This is a genomic window from Caulobacter sp. SLTY, assembly GCF_009905535.1.
Taxonomy (GTDB): domain Bacteria; phylum Pseudomonadota; class Alphaproteobacteria; order Caulobacterales; family Caulobacteraceae; genus Caulobacter.
Map to the genome: position 1 here is coordinate 45216 of NZ_JAAALA010000009.1, position 14240 is coordinate 59455.

The following is a 14240-nucleotide window of genomic DNA, read 5'->3' on the forward strand; positions in this document are numbered from 1 at the left end:
TCCCGATATGATGCGACCGCGCTCTGACGGCGCGGCGGCGCACAGTGCGTCAGGGTTGCTGTGGCGCCAATGGGGAATCATTCGCGGCCTTCGAGGATGGCCAGCGCCTGTTTGGCCAGCATCGGCGTGCCGTTCTCGGCCGGACGCTCGCTGGCCGCCTGGCCGGAGAGGACGCGGCGGTAGACCCCCTGGCTGATTGAGGCCAAGCGGAAGATGCCGAAGGCCATGTAGAAGGGCCAGTCCTCGATGCCGTCGCGCCCCGTTCGGCGGCAGTAGGCCGCGACGTAGTCGGCCTCGGTGGGGATGCCGCTGGTGGCGAAATCGACCCCGTCCAGGCTGCCCCAGCCGGGGGAGTGGGAGCGCCAGATAAAGCCGTTGTAGGCGATGTCGGCCAGGGGGTGGCCGATGGTGCAGAGCTCCCAGTCGAGCACGGCGATCAGCCTGGGCTCGGTGGGGTGGAACATGACGTTTTCCAGCCGATAGTCGCCGTGGGCGATGCTGACGCTGTCGTCGGCCGGGATACGGGCCGGCAGGGCCTCGATCAGGGCCTCCATCTCGGGGATGACCTCGGTCTCGGCGCCCCGGTACTGCTTGGTCCAGCGGGCGACCTGGCGTTCGAAATAGCCGCCGGCCTTGCCGAAGTCCTCCAGGCCCACGGCGCGGAAGTCGACCTGGTGGAGTTTGGCCAGGGTGGCATTGAGATCGTCATAGACGGCGGCGCGTTCGGCGGGGGTCAGGTCCGGCAAGGTCGCGTCGCGGAAGATGCGGCCGGGCAGGTAGTCCATGACGTAGAAGGCCGTGCCGATCACCGCATCGTCGGTGCAGAGGGCGCGCATCCTGGGGACCGGGACCTGGCCCTCCAGCGCCTTCATCACCCGGTATTCGCGGTCGACCTGGTGGGCGCTGGCCAGCAGCACGCCGGGCGGCTTCTTGCGCAGGACGTAGCGGAGCGGGCCGTCCGGGCCGTCGGTGGTCAGGAGGAAGGTGGGGTTGGAGGCGCCGCCCTGGAACTGCTGGACCTGCATGTTTGCGCCGAAGCCCGGGACCTCGCGGTTCAGCCACGCCTCCAGCGGGGCCGGGTCGAACCAGTGGGCTGGGACGACGTCGCGAACGGGGGGATCGTTGGGGTTCATGTCGGCGATTCCTCTTGTGGGCGGAAAGATGCTCGCTTTCCCCACCGGCGCCTCAAGGATTGTCTTTGAAAGCATAAGGGAGGAGCCAGTCCATGGCCGAGGAAACCGTCACATACGTGGTCGAGGACCATGTCGCGATCATCACCCTGAACCGGCCCGAACAGCGCAACGCGCTGAACTGGGACGCCTATGCCAAGCTGGAGCAATACCTGCGCAAGGCGGTGACCGATGTGGAGGCGCGGTGTGTGATCGTCACCGGCGCCGACCCGGCCTTCTGTTCGGGCGACGATGTGCGGGAGATCATGGCTGGGCCCAAGGCGGTGTCGGCCGACACCACGCCGGTGGTGCGTCACAAGCCGACCCCGGCGGCGATGGCCGCGCTGGAGTGCGACAAGCCGCTGATCGCGGCGGTCAACGGGGCGGCGGTGGGCTGGGGGATGGAGCTGGCGCTCTATGCCGACATCCGCATCTGTTCGGAGAAGGCCAAGTTCGCCGAGCTGTTCATCAAGCGGGGGCTGGTCTGTGATGTCGGCGGCTTCTACCGGCTGCCGAGCATCGTCGGGCCGGCCAAGGCGGCGGAGCTGTTGTTCACCGGCGATGTGATCGGGGCGGAAGAGGCGCTGCGCATCGGGCTGGTCAGCGAAGTGACGCCGCATGATCAGCTGATGCCCCGGGCCAAGGCGCTGGCGGCCCGGATCGCGGTCAACCCGCCGCTGGCCCTGCGTTACATGAAGGAAGGGCTGCGACGCGGGACCTATGGCGACCCGCGCGACCTGGGCGGCTGGGCCATCGAGACGATCCGCGCTCTGATGAAGACCGAGGACCACAAGGAGGGCGTGGCCAGCTTCCTCGAAAAGCGCGAGCCGGTGTTCAAGGGGCGGTAGCGGGGTCTTCCTTGACCGCTTGCGGCGGCGCGGCCGGGGCGCCCATGCGGATGATGGCGGCGCCGACCAGGGCGGAGACGAGGGACCCGAGGAGGACGCCCATCTTGGTCTCCTCGATCAGCAGGGGGTCGGTGTAGGCCAGGTTGCCGATGAACAGGCTCATGGTGAAGCCGATGCCGCAGAGGACGGAGACACCGTAGAGCTGGGCCCAGTTGGCGTCGCGCGGCATGTCGACCAGGCGGGTCTTGATCAGCAGCCAGGCGGTGGAGAAGACGCCGATCTGCTTGCCGATGAACAGGCCGAGCGCCACGCCGAGCGGCAGGGGTTCCAGCAGGATCGACAGCTTGAACCCGGCGAAGGACAGGCCGGCGTTGGCGAAGCCGAAGATGGGCACGACCAAAAAGGCGACCGGCTTGTGCAGGGCATGCTCCAGCCGGTGCAGCGGCGAGTGGTCGTGGGCGTGGGAATCGATGTGGTCGGGCTCGGCCGGCGTGCGGCGCAGGGGGATGAACATGGCCAGGGCGACGCCGGCCAGGGTGGCGTGGATCCCCGATTCCAGCACGCAGTACCAGAGGGCCAGGCCGGTCAGGATGTAGGGCCAGAGCACCGTCACCTTCAGCCGGTTGAGCACCAGCAGCACCCCCAGCAGGGCGCCGGCCGCGCCGAGCGCGACCCAGTGAAGCTCCGCCGTGTAGAAGATGGCGATGATCAGGATGGCGGCGAGGTCATCGATGATGGCCACGGCGGTGAGGAAGATCTTAAGCGAGGTGGGGGCGCGGCTGCCCAGGAGGGCCAGCACCCCGAGCGCGAAGGCGATGTCGGTGGCCGAGGGGATGGCCCAGCCGGCCCGGGTGGCCGGGTTGGCGGCATTGAAGGCCAGGAAGATGGCCGCCGGCACGATCACCCCGCCCAGCGCCGCCACCCCGGGCAGCAGCGCGTTGGAGAAGCGGGACAGCTGGCCATCCAGCACCTCGCGTTTGATCTCCAGGCCGACCAGCAGGAAGAACAGGGCCATCAGCCCGTCGTTGATCCAGTGCAGCAGGGTCTCGCGCAGGTGGAAGGCGCCGATCTCGAAGCCGAACTTGGTGTCGAGAGCGCCGAAGTAGCCTGCGGCCAGCGGCGAGTTGGCGACCAGCAGGGCCAGGGCGGCGGCGGCCATCAGCACATAGCCGCCGGAGGTTTCGTTGACGAGGAAGGCGCGCAGGGCCGAGACGGGGCGGGATCGGGCGATGGCGGACTTGTTCATGGGGTCGATGTTTAGCGCAGCGGACACGAAAAGGGGCCAAAATCGACCCGCCCGCGCCCGGTTTTGCTGGTCCGGGGGTCTGGCTCGGGGCAGACTTCGGCGACGGTTTCGGAGGGGCGCCGATGTCTGTTCTGGTCTCGATCGGGCTTGGCCTGGCGTTGCTGATCATCGGCGGCGAGGTGCTGGTGCGGGGGGCTTCCAGCGCCGCCCGCAAGCTGGGTGTCAGCCCCCTGATGATCGGCCTGACCCTGGTCGGGTTCGGCACCTCGACCCCTGAACTGGTGACCAGCCTGCAGGCGGCGTTTGCCGGATCGCCGGGGATCGCGGTCGGCAATGTGGTCGGCTCCAACATCTCCAACGCCCTGCTGATCCTGGGGCTGACGGCGCTGATCGCGCCCATAGCGGTGGACCGGCGCGCCTTCCTGCGGGACGGGCCGATGCTGGCGCTGGTCACCGGGGCGGCGGTCTGGGTGCTGTTGCAGGGCGAGCTGACCCAGAGGCTCGGCCTGATCGCTGTCGGTGTGCTGGCGGCCTACATCCTGCTGGTCTGGTTGCTGGAGCGGAAGCGGCCGGACGCCGAGGGCGAGCGGATCGAGGACGAAGCCGACCTGATGTCGGGCTGGCGCGGCAGCCCCTGGCTTGCCCTGTTGCTCGCCGTGGTCGGGATCGGCCTGACCATCGTCGGGGCGCGGTTCCTGGTCGATGGGTCGGTCAGCCTGGCGCGCAGCTATGGGGTGTCGGACACGGTGGTTGGCCTGACCATCGTGGCGGTCGGCACCTCGATGCCGGAGCTGGTCACCAGCGTTATCGCCGCCCTCCGCAAGCAGGGGGATGTGGCGCTGGGAAACATCATCGGCTCGAACCTCTACAACCTGCTGGGCATCCTGGGGATCACGGCCATCATCAAGCCGATCCCGGTCCCGCCGGAGATGCTGGCGGTGGATGTCTGGGTGCTGGCGGGGGCAACGGCGGCGGTGATCCTGTTCGCCTTCCGGAGCCTGAAGATCTCACGCATGGAAGGTCTGCTCCTGATGGCCGGCTATGGCGGCTACATGGCCTGGCTGCTGTGGTCGGCAGGGGTGTTGCGCCCCTGACGCGGGCCCGATTGTCCTTGTGAGGCAGGGGCGGGCCGCTCACTGTGGCGGGCATGAGTGCTCCGCCCTTCACCGTCCTCGAGGCCTCGCTGGAAGAGGCCGCCGCGATCCGGGCGGCGGTGCGGACCGCCGACCCCGCGCTGATCGCGCCGACGGCGCGGGTGGCGGGGCCGCAGGACATCCAGGGGCTGGTGGCGCTGCTTTCCGACCCGCTGGTGTCGGGGCCGATCTATGACATTCCCAGGCCCATCGACGCCGGCCGGATCGGCGCCTGGATCGCCCGGTCGGAGCGGTTGCGCCAGGCCGGGGAGGCGTTGCTGACCGTTACCCTCGACGAGGCGGGGAAGGTGGCGGCCTATTCGCGGTTCACCGTCTGGCCGGAGCGGTCGTCGGCGGAGGTGGCGGGGGCCCGGCGGGCGGACACGCAGAACTCCGGCAAGGGCGCGGAGGGCGCGGCGCGGACCTTCGGCTTCATGTTCGAGGTGCTGGGGGTGCGGCTGGTCGGACTGACCGCGGCGCTGGACAATGAGCGGTCGGCGCGGGTGATCGAGGCGGCGGGGTTCACCCCCATGGGCGAGCGGCTGAGCGCCCTGCCGGACGGCGGTTCGCGGCGGTCGCTGTACTGGGAAATGACGCGGGAGGATTGGCTGACGCGGCGGCGCCTGTTCACATAGGGGGCAGGGAAAATGAGGAGACGCGAGGCTATGCGGTTCGACGGCGATTTCAGCATGACCATTGGCGGCAAGGGCGTGGCCGGAGCGGCCGGGACCTTTGACGTGCTCAACCCCGCCAACGAGCAGGTGATCGGCCAGGCGCCGGAATGCTCGCGCGAGCAGCTGGACGAGGCCGTGGCGGCGGCGCGCAAGGCCTTCCCGGCCTGGGCCGCGACGCCGATCGGAAAGCGCAAGGAGCTGCTGCTGGCCATGGCCGGGGTCATCGCGACCAACGGCGAGGAGTTGAAGCGCCTGCTGACCAGCGAACAGGGCAAGCCGCACGCCGATGCGTTCGGGGATGTGATGGGCGGCGCCTACTGGCTGCAGGCCACCGCCAGCCTGGACCTCCCGGTGACGGTGGTCGAGGACACGGCCGAGCGCCGGGGCGAGACGCGGCATGTGCCGATCGGGGTGGTGGGGGCGATCGCGCCCTGGAACTTCCCGGTGATCCTGGCGATGTTCAAGCTGGCGCCGGCGCTGCTGGCCGGCAACACGGTGGTGCTGAAGCCCTCGCCGTTCACCCCTCTGACCACCTTGAAGATCGGCGAGCTGCTGCGCGGGGTGCTGCCCGACGGGGTTCTGAATATCGTCACCGGCGGAGATGAGCTGGGGCCGTGGATGACCAGCCATCCGGGGATCGACAAGGTCAGCTTCACCGGCTCGACCGCCACCGGGCGCAAGGTGATGGCGAGCGCCGCCTCGACCCTCAAGCGGGTGACCCTGGAGCTGGGCGGCAATGACGCGGCCATCGTCATGCCGGACGTGGACGTGGAAAAGGTGGCCGAGCAGCTGTTCTGGGCGGCGTTCCGCAACACCGGGCAGATCTGCATCGCCACCAAGCGGATGTACGTCCACAAGGACGTCTATGAGCCGCTCAAGGACGCCTTGGTCGCCTATGCGGCCACGGTGAAGATGGGCGACGGCGCCGAGCAGGGCACCCAGATGGGACCCATCCAGAACAAGCTGCAGTACCAGCGGGTTCTGGAGCTGATCGAGGACGCCCGGGCCAAAGGCTACAAGTTCCTGGTCGGCGGGGAGACCAGCACCGCGCCCGGCTACTTCGTGCCGGTGACCATCATCGACAATCCGCCGGAGGATTCGCGGATCGTGCAGGAGGAGCAGTTCGGGCCGGTGCTGCCGCTGCTGAAATTCGACGACCTGGACGAGGTGATCGGGCGGGCCAATGCGTCCGACTATGGCTTGGGCGGTTCGGTGTGGTCGGCGGATGAAGACAAGGCGCTGGAGATCGCCTCGCGGCTGGCCACCGGCACGGTGTGGATCAACGAGAGCCAGCACCTGTCGCCGCTGGCTGCGTTCGGCGGCCACAAGCAGTCGGGCGTGGGGGTCGAGGGGGCGCTGGAGGGTCTGCTCGAGTACACCAACACCCAGACGGTGTTCGTGAAGAAGGCGGCGGTGGCCTGAGGGATTTTCCACCACGCTGACGCCGTCCAGCAGGCCGTCATCCCGGAAAGCGCGTCGCGCTTATCCGGGACCCAGGGGTTGCAGCGCGCCGGCCGCAAAGCCGTGTTCGATAGCGAGATCCCGCACTCCTGGGTCCCGGCTCTCCGCGCTTCGCGCTCCGGCCGGGATGACGGCGGGGTGTTGAGCCGGTCCGGGCAGGGCTCGGGTCAGAAGCTCTTCCCCACCCTGACCCCGATGGTCCGCGGCTGGTTCGGCACGCTGTAGACCGCGCCGCCGCAGACGGCTTCGGCGCATTGGGCGTAGCGGTAGAGGCTGGCGCGTTCGTCGAAGAGGTTGATGGCGAACAGTTCCATGCGCCAGTCGTCGCGCTTGAGGCCGACGTTGAAGTCGAAGGTGGTCCAGGCTTCCTGCTTGCCGATGATGGCCCGCTCGGAGAGGCGCAGGTCGGTCCAGGCGCCGCTCTGGGCGACCCAGCTGCCCTGGACGTGGCCGTCCATGTCGGCCAGCTGGAAGTCGTAGCGGGCGGTCAGGTTGCCCTTGAGCTTGGGGGTCACCGGCAGGGCGGTGCCGCTGGGCGCCAGGGGGGCGACGCACTGGGTCACCGGGTTGCCGTTGAGGTCGGTGAAGCCGCAGTAGTTCTCGGTCAGCTCCGCCTCGGTGTAGGCGGCGCCGCCGGACAGGGTGAGGTTGGAGGTCGGGCGCCAGACGATGTCGCTCTCGATGCCCCAGATCTCGGCCTGGGCGGCGTTCTTGATCTCGGTCAGGCCGTTGGCGCCGAGGATTGAGAACTGGAAGTCCTCCCACTGCTCGAAATAGACGGCGCCGTTCCAGCGTAGCGAGCCGCCCGCCCACATGGTCTTCCAGCCCAGCTCATAGTTGGTCAGGAAGTCGGACTGGTAGGGCGGCAGGGTGCCGCGGCGGTTGATGCCGCCGGGCCTAAAGCCGGTCGACCAGGTGCCGTAGACCATGCGGTCGTCGTCGATCTTCCAGGTGATGTTGAGGCGGTGGGTGAAGTCCTCCTCCTCGGTCACCTTGATCAGGTTGGTGCAGGGGGCGCCGGAGGTGACCGGCGGGGCGAAACAGGCCGCCTCGCCGTTGGAGCTGTAGCCGGCCGAGAAGCCGAAGAAGCCCTTCAGGCCGTTCTCGGTCTTGAAGGCGCGTACCCCGCCGGTCACGGTGAGGGCGGGGGTGATGTCGAAGCTGATCTCGCCGAAGGCGGCGGTCTCGGTGTCTTCCCGAAGCTGCTTGGTCAGCCAGATGGTGTCTTCCCAGCCGGTCACCGAGATCGAGCTGGCCAGGCCGTCGATGATGTAGCGCTGCTCGATGTCGTGGGTCTGGTTCTGGTAGAACAGGCCGGCCACGAAACGCAGGCGATGCTCGCTGGGCGAGGCGACGCGGATCTCGTGGCTTTCCTTGGTGTAGCCGTCCTTGGCCTTGATGTACTGGGTCGGGTCGATGGGGTTGCCCAGGTCGTCGACCCAGTAGGCGCCGTAGCCGAACAGGGTGTCGTAGAAGAAGCTGTAGTCGCTGTAGTCTGACTCCGAATCCACGTCGCGCTTCAGGTAGGAGCCGGCGTAGAGCAAGTCGAGGCCGCCGAGCTTGCCCTCGACCGTCAGGGCCGCCTGGTACCAGCGGTCGTCGGCGCTTTCGGGGCGGTAGCGGGCGATCTGCAGGTCGCCGGTGTCGGGGTTGAACGAGAAGTTGCCGTTGCTCTTCTGGCTCTGGCCCATGATCGAGGGGGTGATCGACCAGTCCTCGTTGAGGTCCACCTTCAGCGCCGCCCGGGCCCCGATGGTGTCCACGTCATTGTAGTTTTCCTCGGCGTACTGGGCATTGGTGATCGTGCCGCCCCAGGTGGGGTAGAAGCGTGGCGTGAGCACATTGTCGATGTAGCCCGCGTCGTGGACGTACCAGCCGACCAGGCGGACGGCGGCGCGGTCGCTGAACGGGATGTTGACGTAGCCTTCGGCGCTGTAGCCTTGGTCGCCGCCCGAGACGGTGTTGGCCTCCACATCGAAGGCGCCGCTGAAGCCGCTGGTGTCGGGCTTGTTGGTGATGATGCGGATGGTGCCGGCCTGGGAGCTGGCGCCGTAGAGGGTGCCTTGCGGCCCGGCCAGGGCCTCGACCCGCTGGATGTCGTAGACGTGGATGTCCAGGGCGCCCTGGATGGTGGTGATCGGCTGTTCGTCGAGATAGACGCCGACGCTAGGCAGGGAGCCGGAGTGGTTGCCGTCCCCGCCGCTGGCCACGCCGCGCATGTAGACGCTGCCGAAGCCGGGGGCGGCGCTGGCGGTGGAGACCGAGGGCAGGAACTTCACGAAGTCGCCGAAGTCGGAGACCTGCAGCTCGTCGAGCTTCTCACCGCCGAGGGCCTGAAGGCTGACGGGCACGTCCTGGAGGTTTTCGTCACGCTTCTGGGCCGTGACGATGATCTCGCCGACCATGTTGTCGGCCGGCTCCTGGGCGAAGGCCATGCTGCTGAGCATGGTGGTGCCGAGCAGGACGGAGGTCCAGATCGTGGTCCGATTAGCGCGCATGGTAGTCATCCCCCGACCTTGGCCCGACTTTGGCGTTTCGCCGTTACGCGAGGCTCGATCCGAGAGGGAACCGCTGTCAAGCGGGGCGGCCTCGCCCCATGTCGGTTGGATGACGGTTGCCGTTAACTGTGGCGGCCAGAGCGCAGGAACTCAGCGGTCCCAGGTCTCCAGGGCCGGTCCGAGGGCGGTTTTGAGGGGGGCCAGCCAGGGTTCGAATGCCCTCCACTGGTCGAGGCCCTCGGTGAAGATCGGGCGGCGGACCTGTTCGGAGCTGGCGGTCCGGACGGCGCGGTCGTTCTCGTGAAACTTCATGACGGCCGGTTCGAAGGGAAGGCCGCAGTGGTCCAGCAGCGCCCTCACTTGCCCTTCCGGATCGGCGATCAAGCGTTCGTAGAGGACCCGGTGGACCGCGCCGGGCAGGACGGCGTCGAAATGGGCCATGAGGCGCACGTAGTCGGCGTAGTAGCGGCCGAGATCGGTGAGGTCGTAGCTGAAGCCCTGGCCTCGGGCGAAGTGCTGCTTGAAGCCGGAGAAGCAGCAGGCCAGCGGGTGGCGGCGGGCGTCGATGATCTTCGCGTTCGGCAGGATCAGGCGGATCAGGCCGATGTGGGCAAAGTTGTTGGGCATCTTGTCGATGAACAAGGGGCGGTCGGTCTTGCGCTGGACGCGGGTGCGCTCGAGGTATTCCTCGCCCAGCGCCCGCACCTGATCGGGGTCCAGACCTTCGAGCATTTCCGGATAGGTCGAGGCCTCGCTGCGGCGTCTGCGGCCGCCCAGGCGCCGGGCGATGGAGATGATGTCGGGCAACTCCATGGTGCCCTCGACCGCCGAGTGGCTGGCCAGGATCTGCTCGATCAGGGTGGAGCCGGCGCGGGGCAGGCCGACGATGAAGATCGGATCGGGGGCGGCGCTGCCCCAGCCGGCGCGCTGGGCGAAGAAGGCCGGGGTGAAGAAGGCCATCGAGCGGTTGGCGTGGGCGGTTGTGTGGTCGGCGTCATAGTCCAGGCCGGCGCGGCGCAGGGCGGCGCCCCGCGCATAGTGCTCCAAGGCGGCGGCGGGGTTCCCGGCGTCCTCCAGCGCCTTGCCCAGCGCATAGTCGAGATGGAAGCGATCCTCCTCGCCGATGTCGGTTCGGGCCAGCTGAGCCCGCATGGCGGCGACATCGTCTTCGGAGAACCGGACGGTCTTGAGGTTGGCCAGGCTCCACCAGGCTTCGCCGAGCTGGGGCGTCAGGGCGATGGCGCGGCGATAGGCGGCGACGCAGTCGGCCTGGCGGCCGACGGTCTTCAGCGAATGGCCGTAGGACATCCAGGCCTTGGGCTGGTCGGGGTGGGCGGCCAGCACCTCCTCATAGAGGGCGATGGCGCCGGCGTAGTCGCCGATGCGCCCCAGCGCGGCGGCCTTGAGATTGCGGTAGCCGGCATGGCGGGGGTTGATGGCCAGCAGGCGATCGAGTTCCGCCAGGGCTTCCTCCGCCCGGCCAAGACGATAGAGGACGGTGGCGTGGTTGTGGCGGGCCTCGACGAAGCCGGGGGCCAGCTCCAGGCAGCGGGAAAGCAGGGCTTCGGCATCCTCGTTGCGGCCGAGGCGGGCGGCGGTCTCGGCCAGCATGCGGATGGCCGCCACATGGGTCGGCTGGCGGGCGAGGTAGGGCTTGAGCAGGCGTTCGGCTATGGCCAGCTGATTGTCGCAGAGCGCGGCGGCGGCCTGAATCAGCTCGGGATCGGAGACCGAGGCGCGGATCTGCTGGGCGCGGGCCTGCTCGGCGCCCTTGTCGTCCCCGGCGAGGGCCAACTGGTCGCAGAGGGCGTCCCAGGCGACGGCCAGGCGAGCGTCGAGGGCGACGGCGCGGCTCAGCGCCGCGATCGCCGCGCGGCCGACGCCGAGGTCGACGAAGGCCAGCCCCGCCTCCAGATGCACCGGCGGCCAGGCGGGATTGGCCCGGATCACCGGCTCCAGCGCCTGCAGCGCGGGTTCGGCCCGGCCCTGGCGGCGTAGGGCCGCGCCCAGCAGCAGGATGGCTTCCGGATGCCCCGGCATGGCGGCCAGGATCTCCCGAGCCTGAGCCTCGGCCAGGGCCGGCTCCTGGCCAAGCAGGCGGCGGCCATGGGTCAGGGCGGTGGCCAGGGTTCCGGTGGTGACAGCGTCGTCGGTCATCGCGCTAAGCGGTGCACGGAAGCGCGCGGGTTGTCGATGGGGGAGGATCCCGCGTGCGTTTGACAAGCATAAGATGTTGCGGGAGGGTGGCGCATCTGGAGATGAGATGCGCACCACCGTGATTGTCGCCTGCCTTTGCCTCATCGCCGCGATGGGGTGCGAGCGCAAGCCGCAGGCCGCGCCAGGTATCGGGTCGGAAGTCGCCAAAAACCCAAAACCGATAGACCCCGCCATGGCGCCGAAACTCCAGGCGTTGGCCACTAGCGCCTGCCATTGCGAACAGAAGGCCAAGACCAAGGCCGAGGAGGCGGCCTGCTGGACCAACTACTACCAGGTCGGCAAGGCCTCGATCGAAGGGGAGTATGCGACGGCCTGTGCGCCGATCAGCGCGGGCGGCCATGTCTACAACGGCGAGACCCCGCAGGAATTCAGAATCTACACCGGGTCCCACAGCGCGGCCGGCAAGCTGTGCACCGAGCATGAGGTCATAGCTGTGGAAACCGCTTGGCAGGCGGCCTTCGACGCGGGTCTTTCAGGTGAAGCGATGCGGACCCGGATGCGGCAGGCTCTGCAGGACTTCCAGGACGGCCGCGAGGTCGCGATGACCGGCGGCGGTTGCGGGCGGCCTAGCCGTTTGCCGCCTCCGCCCGTGGCGGCGGGCTGAGCGCCGCCTCCAAGGCCGCGAACAGCCGGCCAACCTCGATCGGCTTGGCGACGAAGCCATCCATGCCGGCGGCGGCGTATTCGGCGACCTGGTGGGACATGGCGTTGGCGGTCAGGGCGATGATCGGGGTGCGGGCGCGGCCGGTGGCGGCCTCCAGGCGGCGGATTTCGCGGGCGGCGGTGGGGCCGTCGACGCCGGGCATCTGGACGTCCATCAGGATGACGTCCCAGCTGTCGGCCTGCCAGGCGGCGATGGCCTGGGCGCCGTCGGAGACGACCACCGGCTCGACCCCGACCTGGTGCAGCAGGGTCTTGAGGACCAGCTGGTTGACCTCGTTGTCCTCGGCGGCGAGGACGCGGAGGGTCTCCCCGGTCAATTCGGCGTTGGGCGGGGTCGACGGCAGGACGGGCTGCGCCTCGGCGCGGCTGTCGGCGATGCGGGGGAGCGGCAGGGTGAAGGTGAAGACCGCGCCGGCGCCGATCTCGCTCTCGACGCTGATCTCCCCACCCATCAGCTCGGTCAACTGGCGGCAGATGGCCAGGCCCAGGCCCGTGCCGCCATAGCGGCGGGAGGTGGAGGCGTCGGCCTGTTCGAAGCGGCCGAACAGCTTGGCCAGGGGTTCCGGCGCGATGCCGATGCCGGTGTCGGACACACTGAAGCGGAGGATGCCTCCGGCTCGGGCGACGTTGACCCGGATCTCGCCGGCTTCGGTGAACTTCAGGGCGTTGGAGATCAGGTTGTAGAGGATCTGGCGTACCCGGATCGGATCGCCGAGGTAGACGCCCTCGGCCGAGGCCTCGACCTTCAGGTCGAAGCTCAGGCCCTGCTTGTTGGCGAGGGCGATGAAGGCGGCGTGGGCGCCGCGGGCCAGGTCCTTTAGGTCGAATTCGGCCTCGTCGAGGTCGAGTTTGCCGGCTTCGATCTTGGAAAGGTCGAGCACGTCGTTGAGCACGGCCAGCAGGCTCTCGCCCGACTGGCGGATGACATCCAGCCGCTCGCGCTGGACGCCCGATAGGTCGTCCGAGGCCATGGCCTGGGCCATGCCGAGCACGCCGTTGAGCGGGGTGCGGATCTCGTGGCTCATGGTGGCCAGGAAGGTGGATTTCGCGCTGTTGGCGGCCTCGGCATCGTTCTTGGCGGCGATCAGTTCGGCCTCTGCCGCCTTGCGGTCGGTCATGTTCTGCAGGGCGCCGACCAGGCGCACGGGCCGGCCGCGGGCATCGGTGAACATCTTGGCCGCGCCCTGGACCCAGACCTCGCGGCCGTCCGTGCGCCGGACGCGATAGATGGGGTCATAGCGCTCGCCCGTGGCCAGGTGGCGCTCCCAGGCGGCCTCGACCTCGGCCCGGTCGCGGGGATCGACGCCCTCGTAGATGTCCCGCCAGAGGCCCTCGTAGGTCTTGGGCTCCTCGAAGAAGGTGTCCTCGGCGCCGACCTTGATCAGTTCGCGCTGGACGAAGTCGAGCTCCCAGACATGGAGGTCACTGAGCTCCAGGGCCAGCTGCATGCGCTGTTCGGACCGCTCGGAGCGCTCCAGGGCCTCGACCAGTTCGGAGACGTCGCTGGCGGTCAGGACGATGCCGCCGATCTCGCCGTCGGGCTGTTTCCAGGTCTTCAGCTCGGTCTGCACCCAGACGGTCGGACCGGTGGGCAGGGTGATCCGGGTTCGGGAGACGCTGGGCGGGGCGCCGGCCAGGGCGGCATCGAAGCCCTTGCGGCTGCGCTCATAGACCTGTGGCGCGATGTCGTAGAGGGTGCGGCCCAGGGCCGCCGCCCGCGTCATCCCCAGGCTGCGGGCCCAGAAGCTGCTGGCGGCGATGACCCGAAGCTCGGCGTCGGTCATCACCAGGGAGGTCGGCATGGTGGCGACCAGGGCCTCCAGGGTCGACTGGGTGGCGGCCAGGGCCTGGGCGGCGTTGGCGCGGACCCATTCGTCGGCCACGAACTCGGCCAAGGCGGCCAGCTGTTCGGCGCGGACGGGGTCGTGGGGTTGCGGCGTGGCGCTGACCACCACCAGCAGGCCGGGGACCGAGCCGTCGGCCAGCTTGATCGGAGTGGCGATGTAGCCGCGCAGATAGGGCGGGCCGGAGACCAGCTTCAGATTGGCGTAGCGGGGGTCGGCGCGGGCATCCTCGATCCACAGCGGCTCGCCGGAGGCCATCACCTGCTCGGCGATGTTGTCCCGTCGCTGGTAGGGATCGTTGCCGGCCCAGCGACTGCGCCAGGCGACGCCGTCCTTGACCAGGACAACCGTACTTTCGGCGTCCTCGAACAGTCCCTTGGCAAAACGGGTGGCGCGGTCGAACACGGCCAGGGACAGGTCCAGGCCGAAAGGCGCGGTCATCCGCTCGCGGTCTTCGCGGGCAGCCACCTGTCCAGTTCCCCCCAAT

Annotated in this window: 10 protein-coding genes; 5 read left to right on the forward strand and 5 right to left on the reverse strand. The window is 68.8% G+C overall.

The window, feature by feature from the left end; translation table 11 throughout:
- Positions 1-77: 77 nt before the first annotated feature.
- Complete coding sequence (locus GVN21_RS07125; RefSeq protein ID WP_166574030.1) at positions 78-1133, reverse strand: phosphotransferase family protein; 1056 nt, start codon at positions 1131-1133, stop codon at positions 78-80.
- Positions 1134-1225: 92 nt separating this feature from the next.
- On the opposite strand from GVN21_RS07125, the gene GVN21_RS07130 reads away from it, so the two are divergent.
- Positions 1226-2017 carry an enoyl-CoA hydratase-related protein gene (locus GVN21_RS07130; protein WP_166574031.1) on the forward strand — a complete coding sequence of 264 codons (792 nt, stop codon included), beginning with the start codon at positions 1226-1228 and terminating at the stop codon, positions 2015-2017.
- On the opposite strand, the gene nhaA is transcribed toward GVN21_RS07130, so the two are convergent.
- Positions 2004-3263: a Na+/H+ antiporter NhaA gene (nhaA, locus tag GVN21_RS07135; protein ID WP_166574032.1), complete on the reverse strand. Its 1260-nt coding sequence runs from the start codon at positions 3261-3263 to the stop codon at positions 2004-2006. The genes GVN21_RS07130 and nhaA overlap by 14 nt on opposite strands.
- A gap of 122 nt (positions 3264-3385) precedes the next feature.
- Between nhaA and GVN21_RS07140 the strand changes: the two genes are divergently transcribed.
- From GVN21_RS07140 to GVN21_RS07150, 3 genes are read left to right on the forward strand one after another with little or no spacing between them, the layout of a single operon-like run.
- The gene (locus GVN21_RS07140; RefSeq protein ID WP_166574033.1) at positions 3386-4357 is read left to right on the forward strand and encodes a calcium/sodium antiporter; all 972 of its coding nucleotides are present in this window, start codon (positions 3386-3388) and stop codon (positions 4355-4357) included.
- Between the two features lie 53 nt (positions 4358-4410).
- Complete coding sequence (locus tag GVN21_RS07145) at positions 4411-5031, forward strand: GNAT family protein (protein ID WP_166574034.1); 621 nt, start codon at positions 4411-4413, stop codon at positions 5029-5031.
- A gap of 30 nt (positions 5032-5061) precedes the next feature.
- Positions 5062-6492 (forward strand): aldehyde dehydrogenase family protein, encoded by a 1431-nt coding sequence (locus GVN21_RS07150; RefSeq protein WP_166574035.1) that lies wholly within the window; start codon positions 5062-5064, stop codon positions 6490-6492.
- A 206-nt stretch (positions 6493-6698) separates the two neighbouring features.
- Here GVN21_RS07150 and GVN21_RS07155 read toward each other — a convergent pair whose 3' ends face one another.
- Together GVN21_RS07155 and GVN21_RS07160 are read right to left on the reverse strand one after the other, a co-directional pair.
- Positions 6699-9029, reverse strand: coding sequence for a TonB-dependent receptor (locus tag GVN21_RS07155; RefSeq protein WP_205689972.1), 2331 nt, complete (start codon positions 9027-9029; stop codon positions 6699-6701).
- A 150-nt stretch (positions 9030-9179) separates the two neighbouring features.
- On the reverse strand, positions 9180-11186 hold the full coding sequence (locus GVN21_RS07160; protein WP_166574036.1) for a tetratricopeptide repeat-containing sulfotransferase family protein: 2007 nt from the start codon (positions 11184-11186) through the stop codon (positions 9180-9182).
- Positions 11187-11418: 232 nt separating this feature from the next.
- On the opposite strand from GVN21_RS07160, the gene GVN21_RS07165 reads away from it, so the two are divergent.
- Complete coding sequence (locus GVN21_RS07165) at positions 11419-11850, forward strand: hypothetical protein (RefSeq protein ID WP_166574037.1); 432 nt, start codon at positions 11419-11421, stop codon at positions 11848-11850.
- On the opposite strand, the gene GVN21_RS07170 is transcribed toward GVN21_RS07165, so the two are convergent.
- Positions 11813-14221, reverse strand: coding sequence for an ATP-binding protein (locus tag GVN21_RS07170; protein ID WP_166574038.1), 2409 nt, complete (start codon positions 14219-14221; stop codon positions 11813-11815). The two genes, GVN21_RS07165 and GVN21_RS07170, sit on opposite strands and share 38 nt — an antisense overlap.
- Positions 14222-14240: the final 19 nt, after the last annotated feature.

What these genes read in the sequence shown, in the direction of transcription:
- GVN21_RS07125 (WP_166574030.1), bottom strand. Translation starts at nt 1,133, where the DNA reads ATGAACCCCAACGATCCCCCCGTTCGCGACGTCGTCCCAGCCCACTGG.
- GVN21_RS07130 (WP_166574031.1), top strand. Translation starts at nt 1,226, where the DNA reads ATGGCCGAGGAAACCGTCACATACGTGGTCGAGGACCATGTCGCGATC.
- nhaA (WP_166574032.1), bottom strand. Translation starts at nt 3,263, where the DNA reads ATGAACAAGTCCGCCATCGCCCGATCCCGCCCCGTCTCGGCCCTGCGC.
- GVN21_RS07140 (WP_166574033.1), top strand. Translation starts at nt 3,386, where the DNA reads ATGTCTGTTCTGGTCTCGATCGGGCTTGGCCTGGCGTTGCTGATCATC.
- GVN21_RS07145 (WP_166574034.1), top strand. Translation starts at nt 4,411, where the DNA reads ATGAGTGCTCCGCCCTTCACCGTCCTCGAGGCCTCGCTGGAAGAGGCC.
- GVN21_RS07150 (WP_166574035.1), top strand. Translation starts at nt 5,062, where the DNA reads ATGCGGTTCGACGGCGATTTCAGCATGACCATTGGCGGCAAGGGCGTG.
- GVN21_RS07155 (WP_205689972.1), bottom strand. Translation starts at nt 9,029, where the DNA reads ATGCGCGCTAATCGGACCACGATCTGGACCTCCGTCCTGCTCGGCACC.
- GVN21_RS07160 (WP_166574036.1), bottom strand. Translation starts at nt 11,186, where the DNA reads ATGACCGACGACGCTGTCACCACCGGAACCCTGGCCACCGCCCTGACC.
- GVN21_RS07165 (WP_166574037.1), top strand. Translation starts at nt 11,419, where the DNA reads ATGGCGCCGAAACTCCAGGCGTTGGCCACTAGCGCCTGCCATTGCGAA.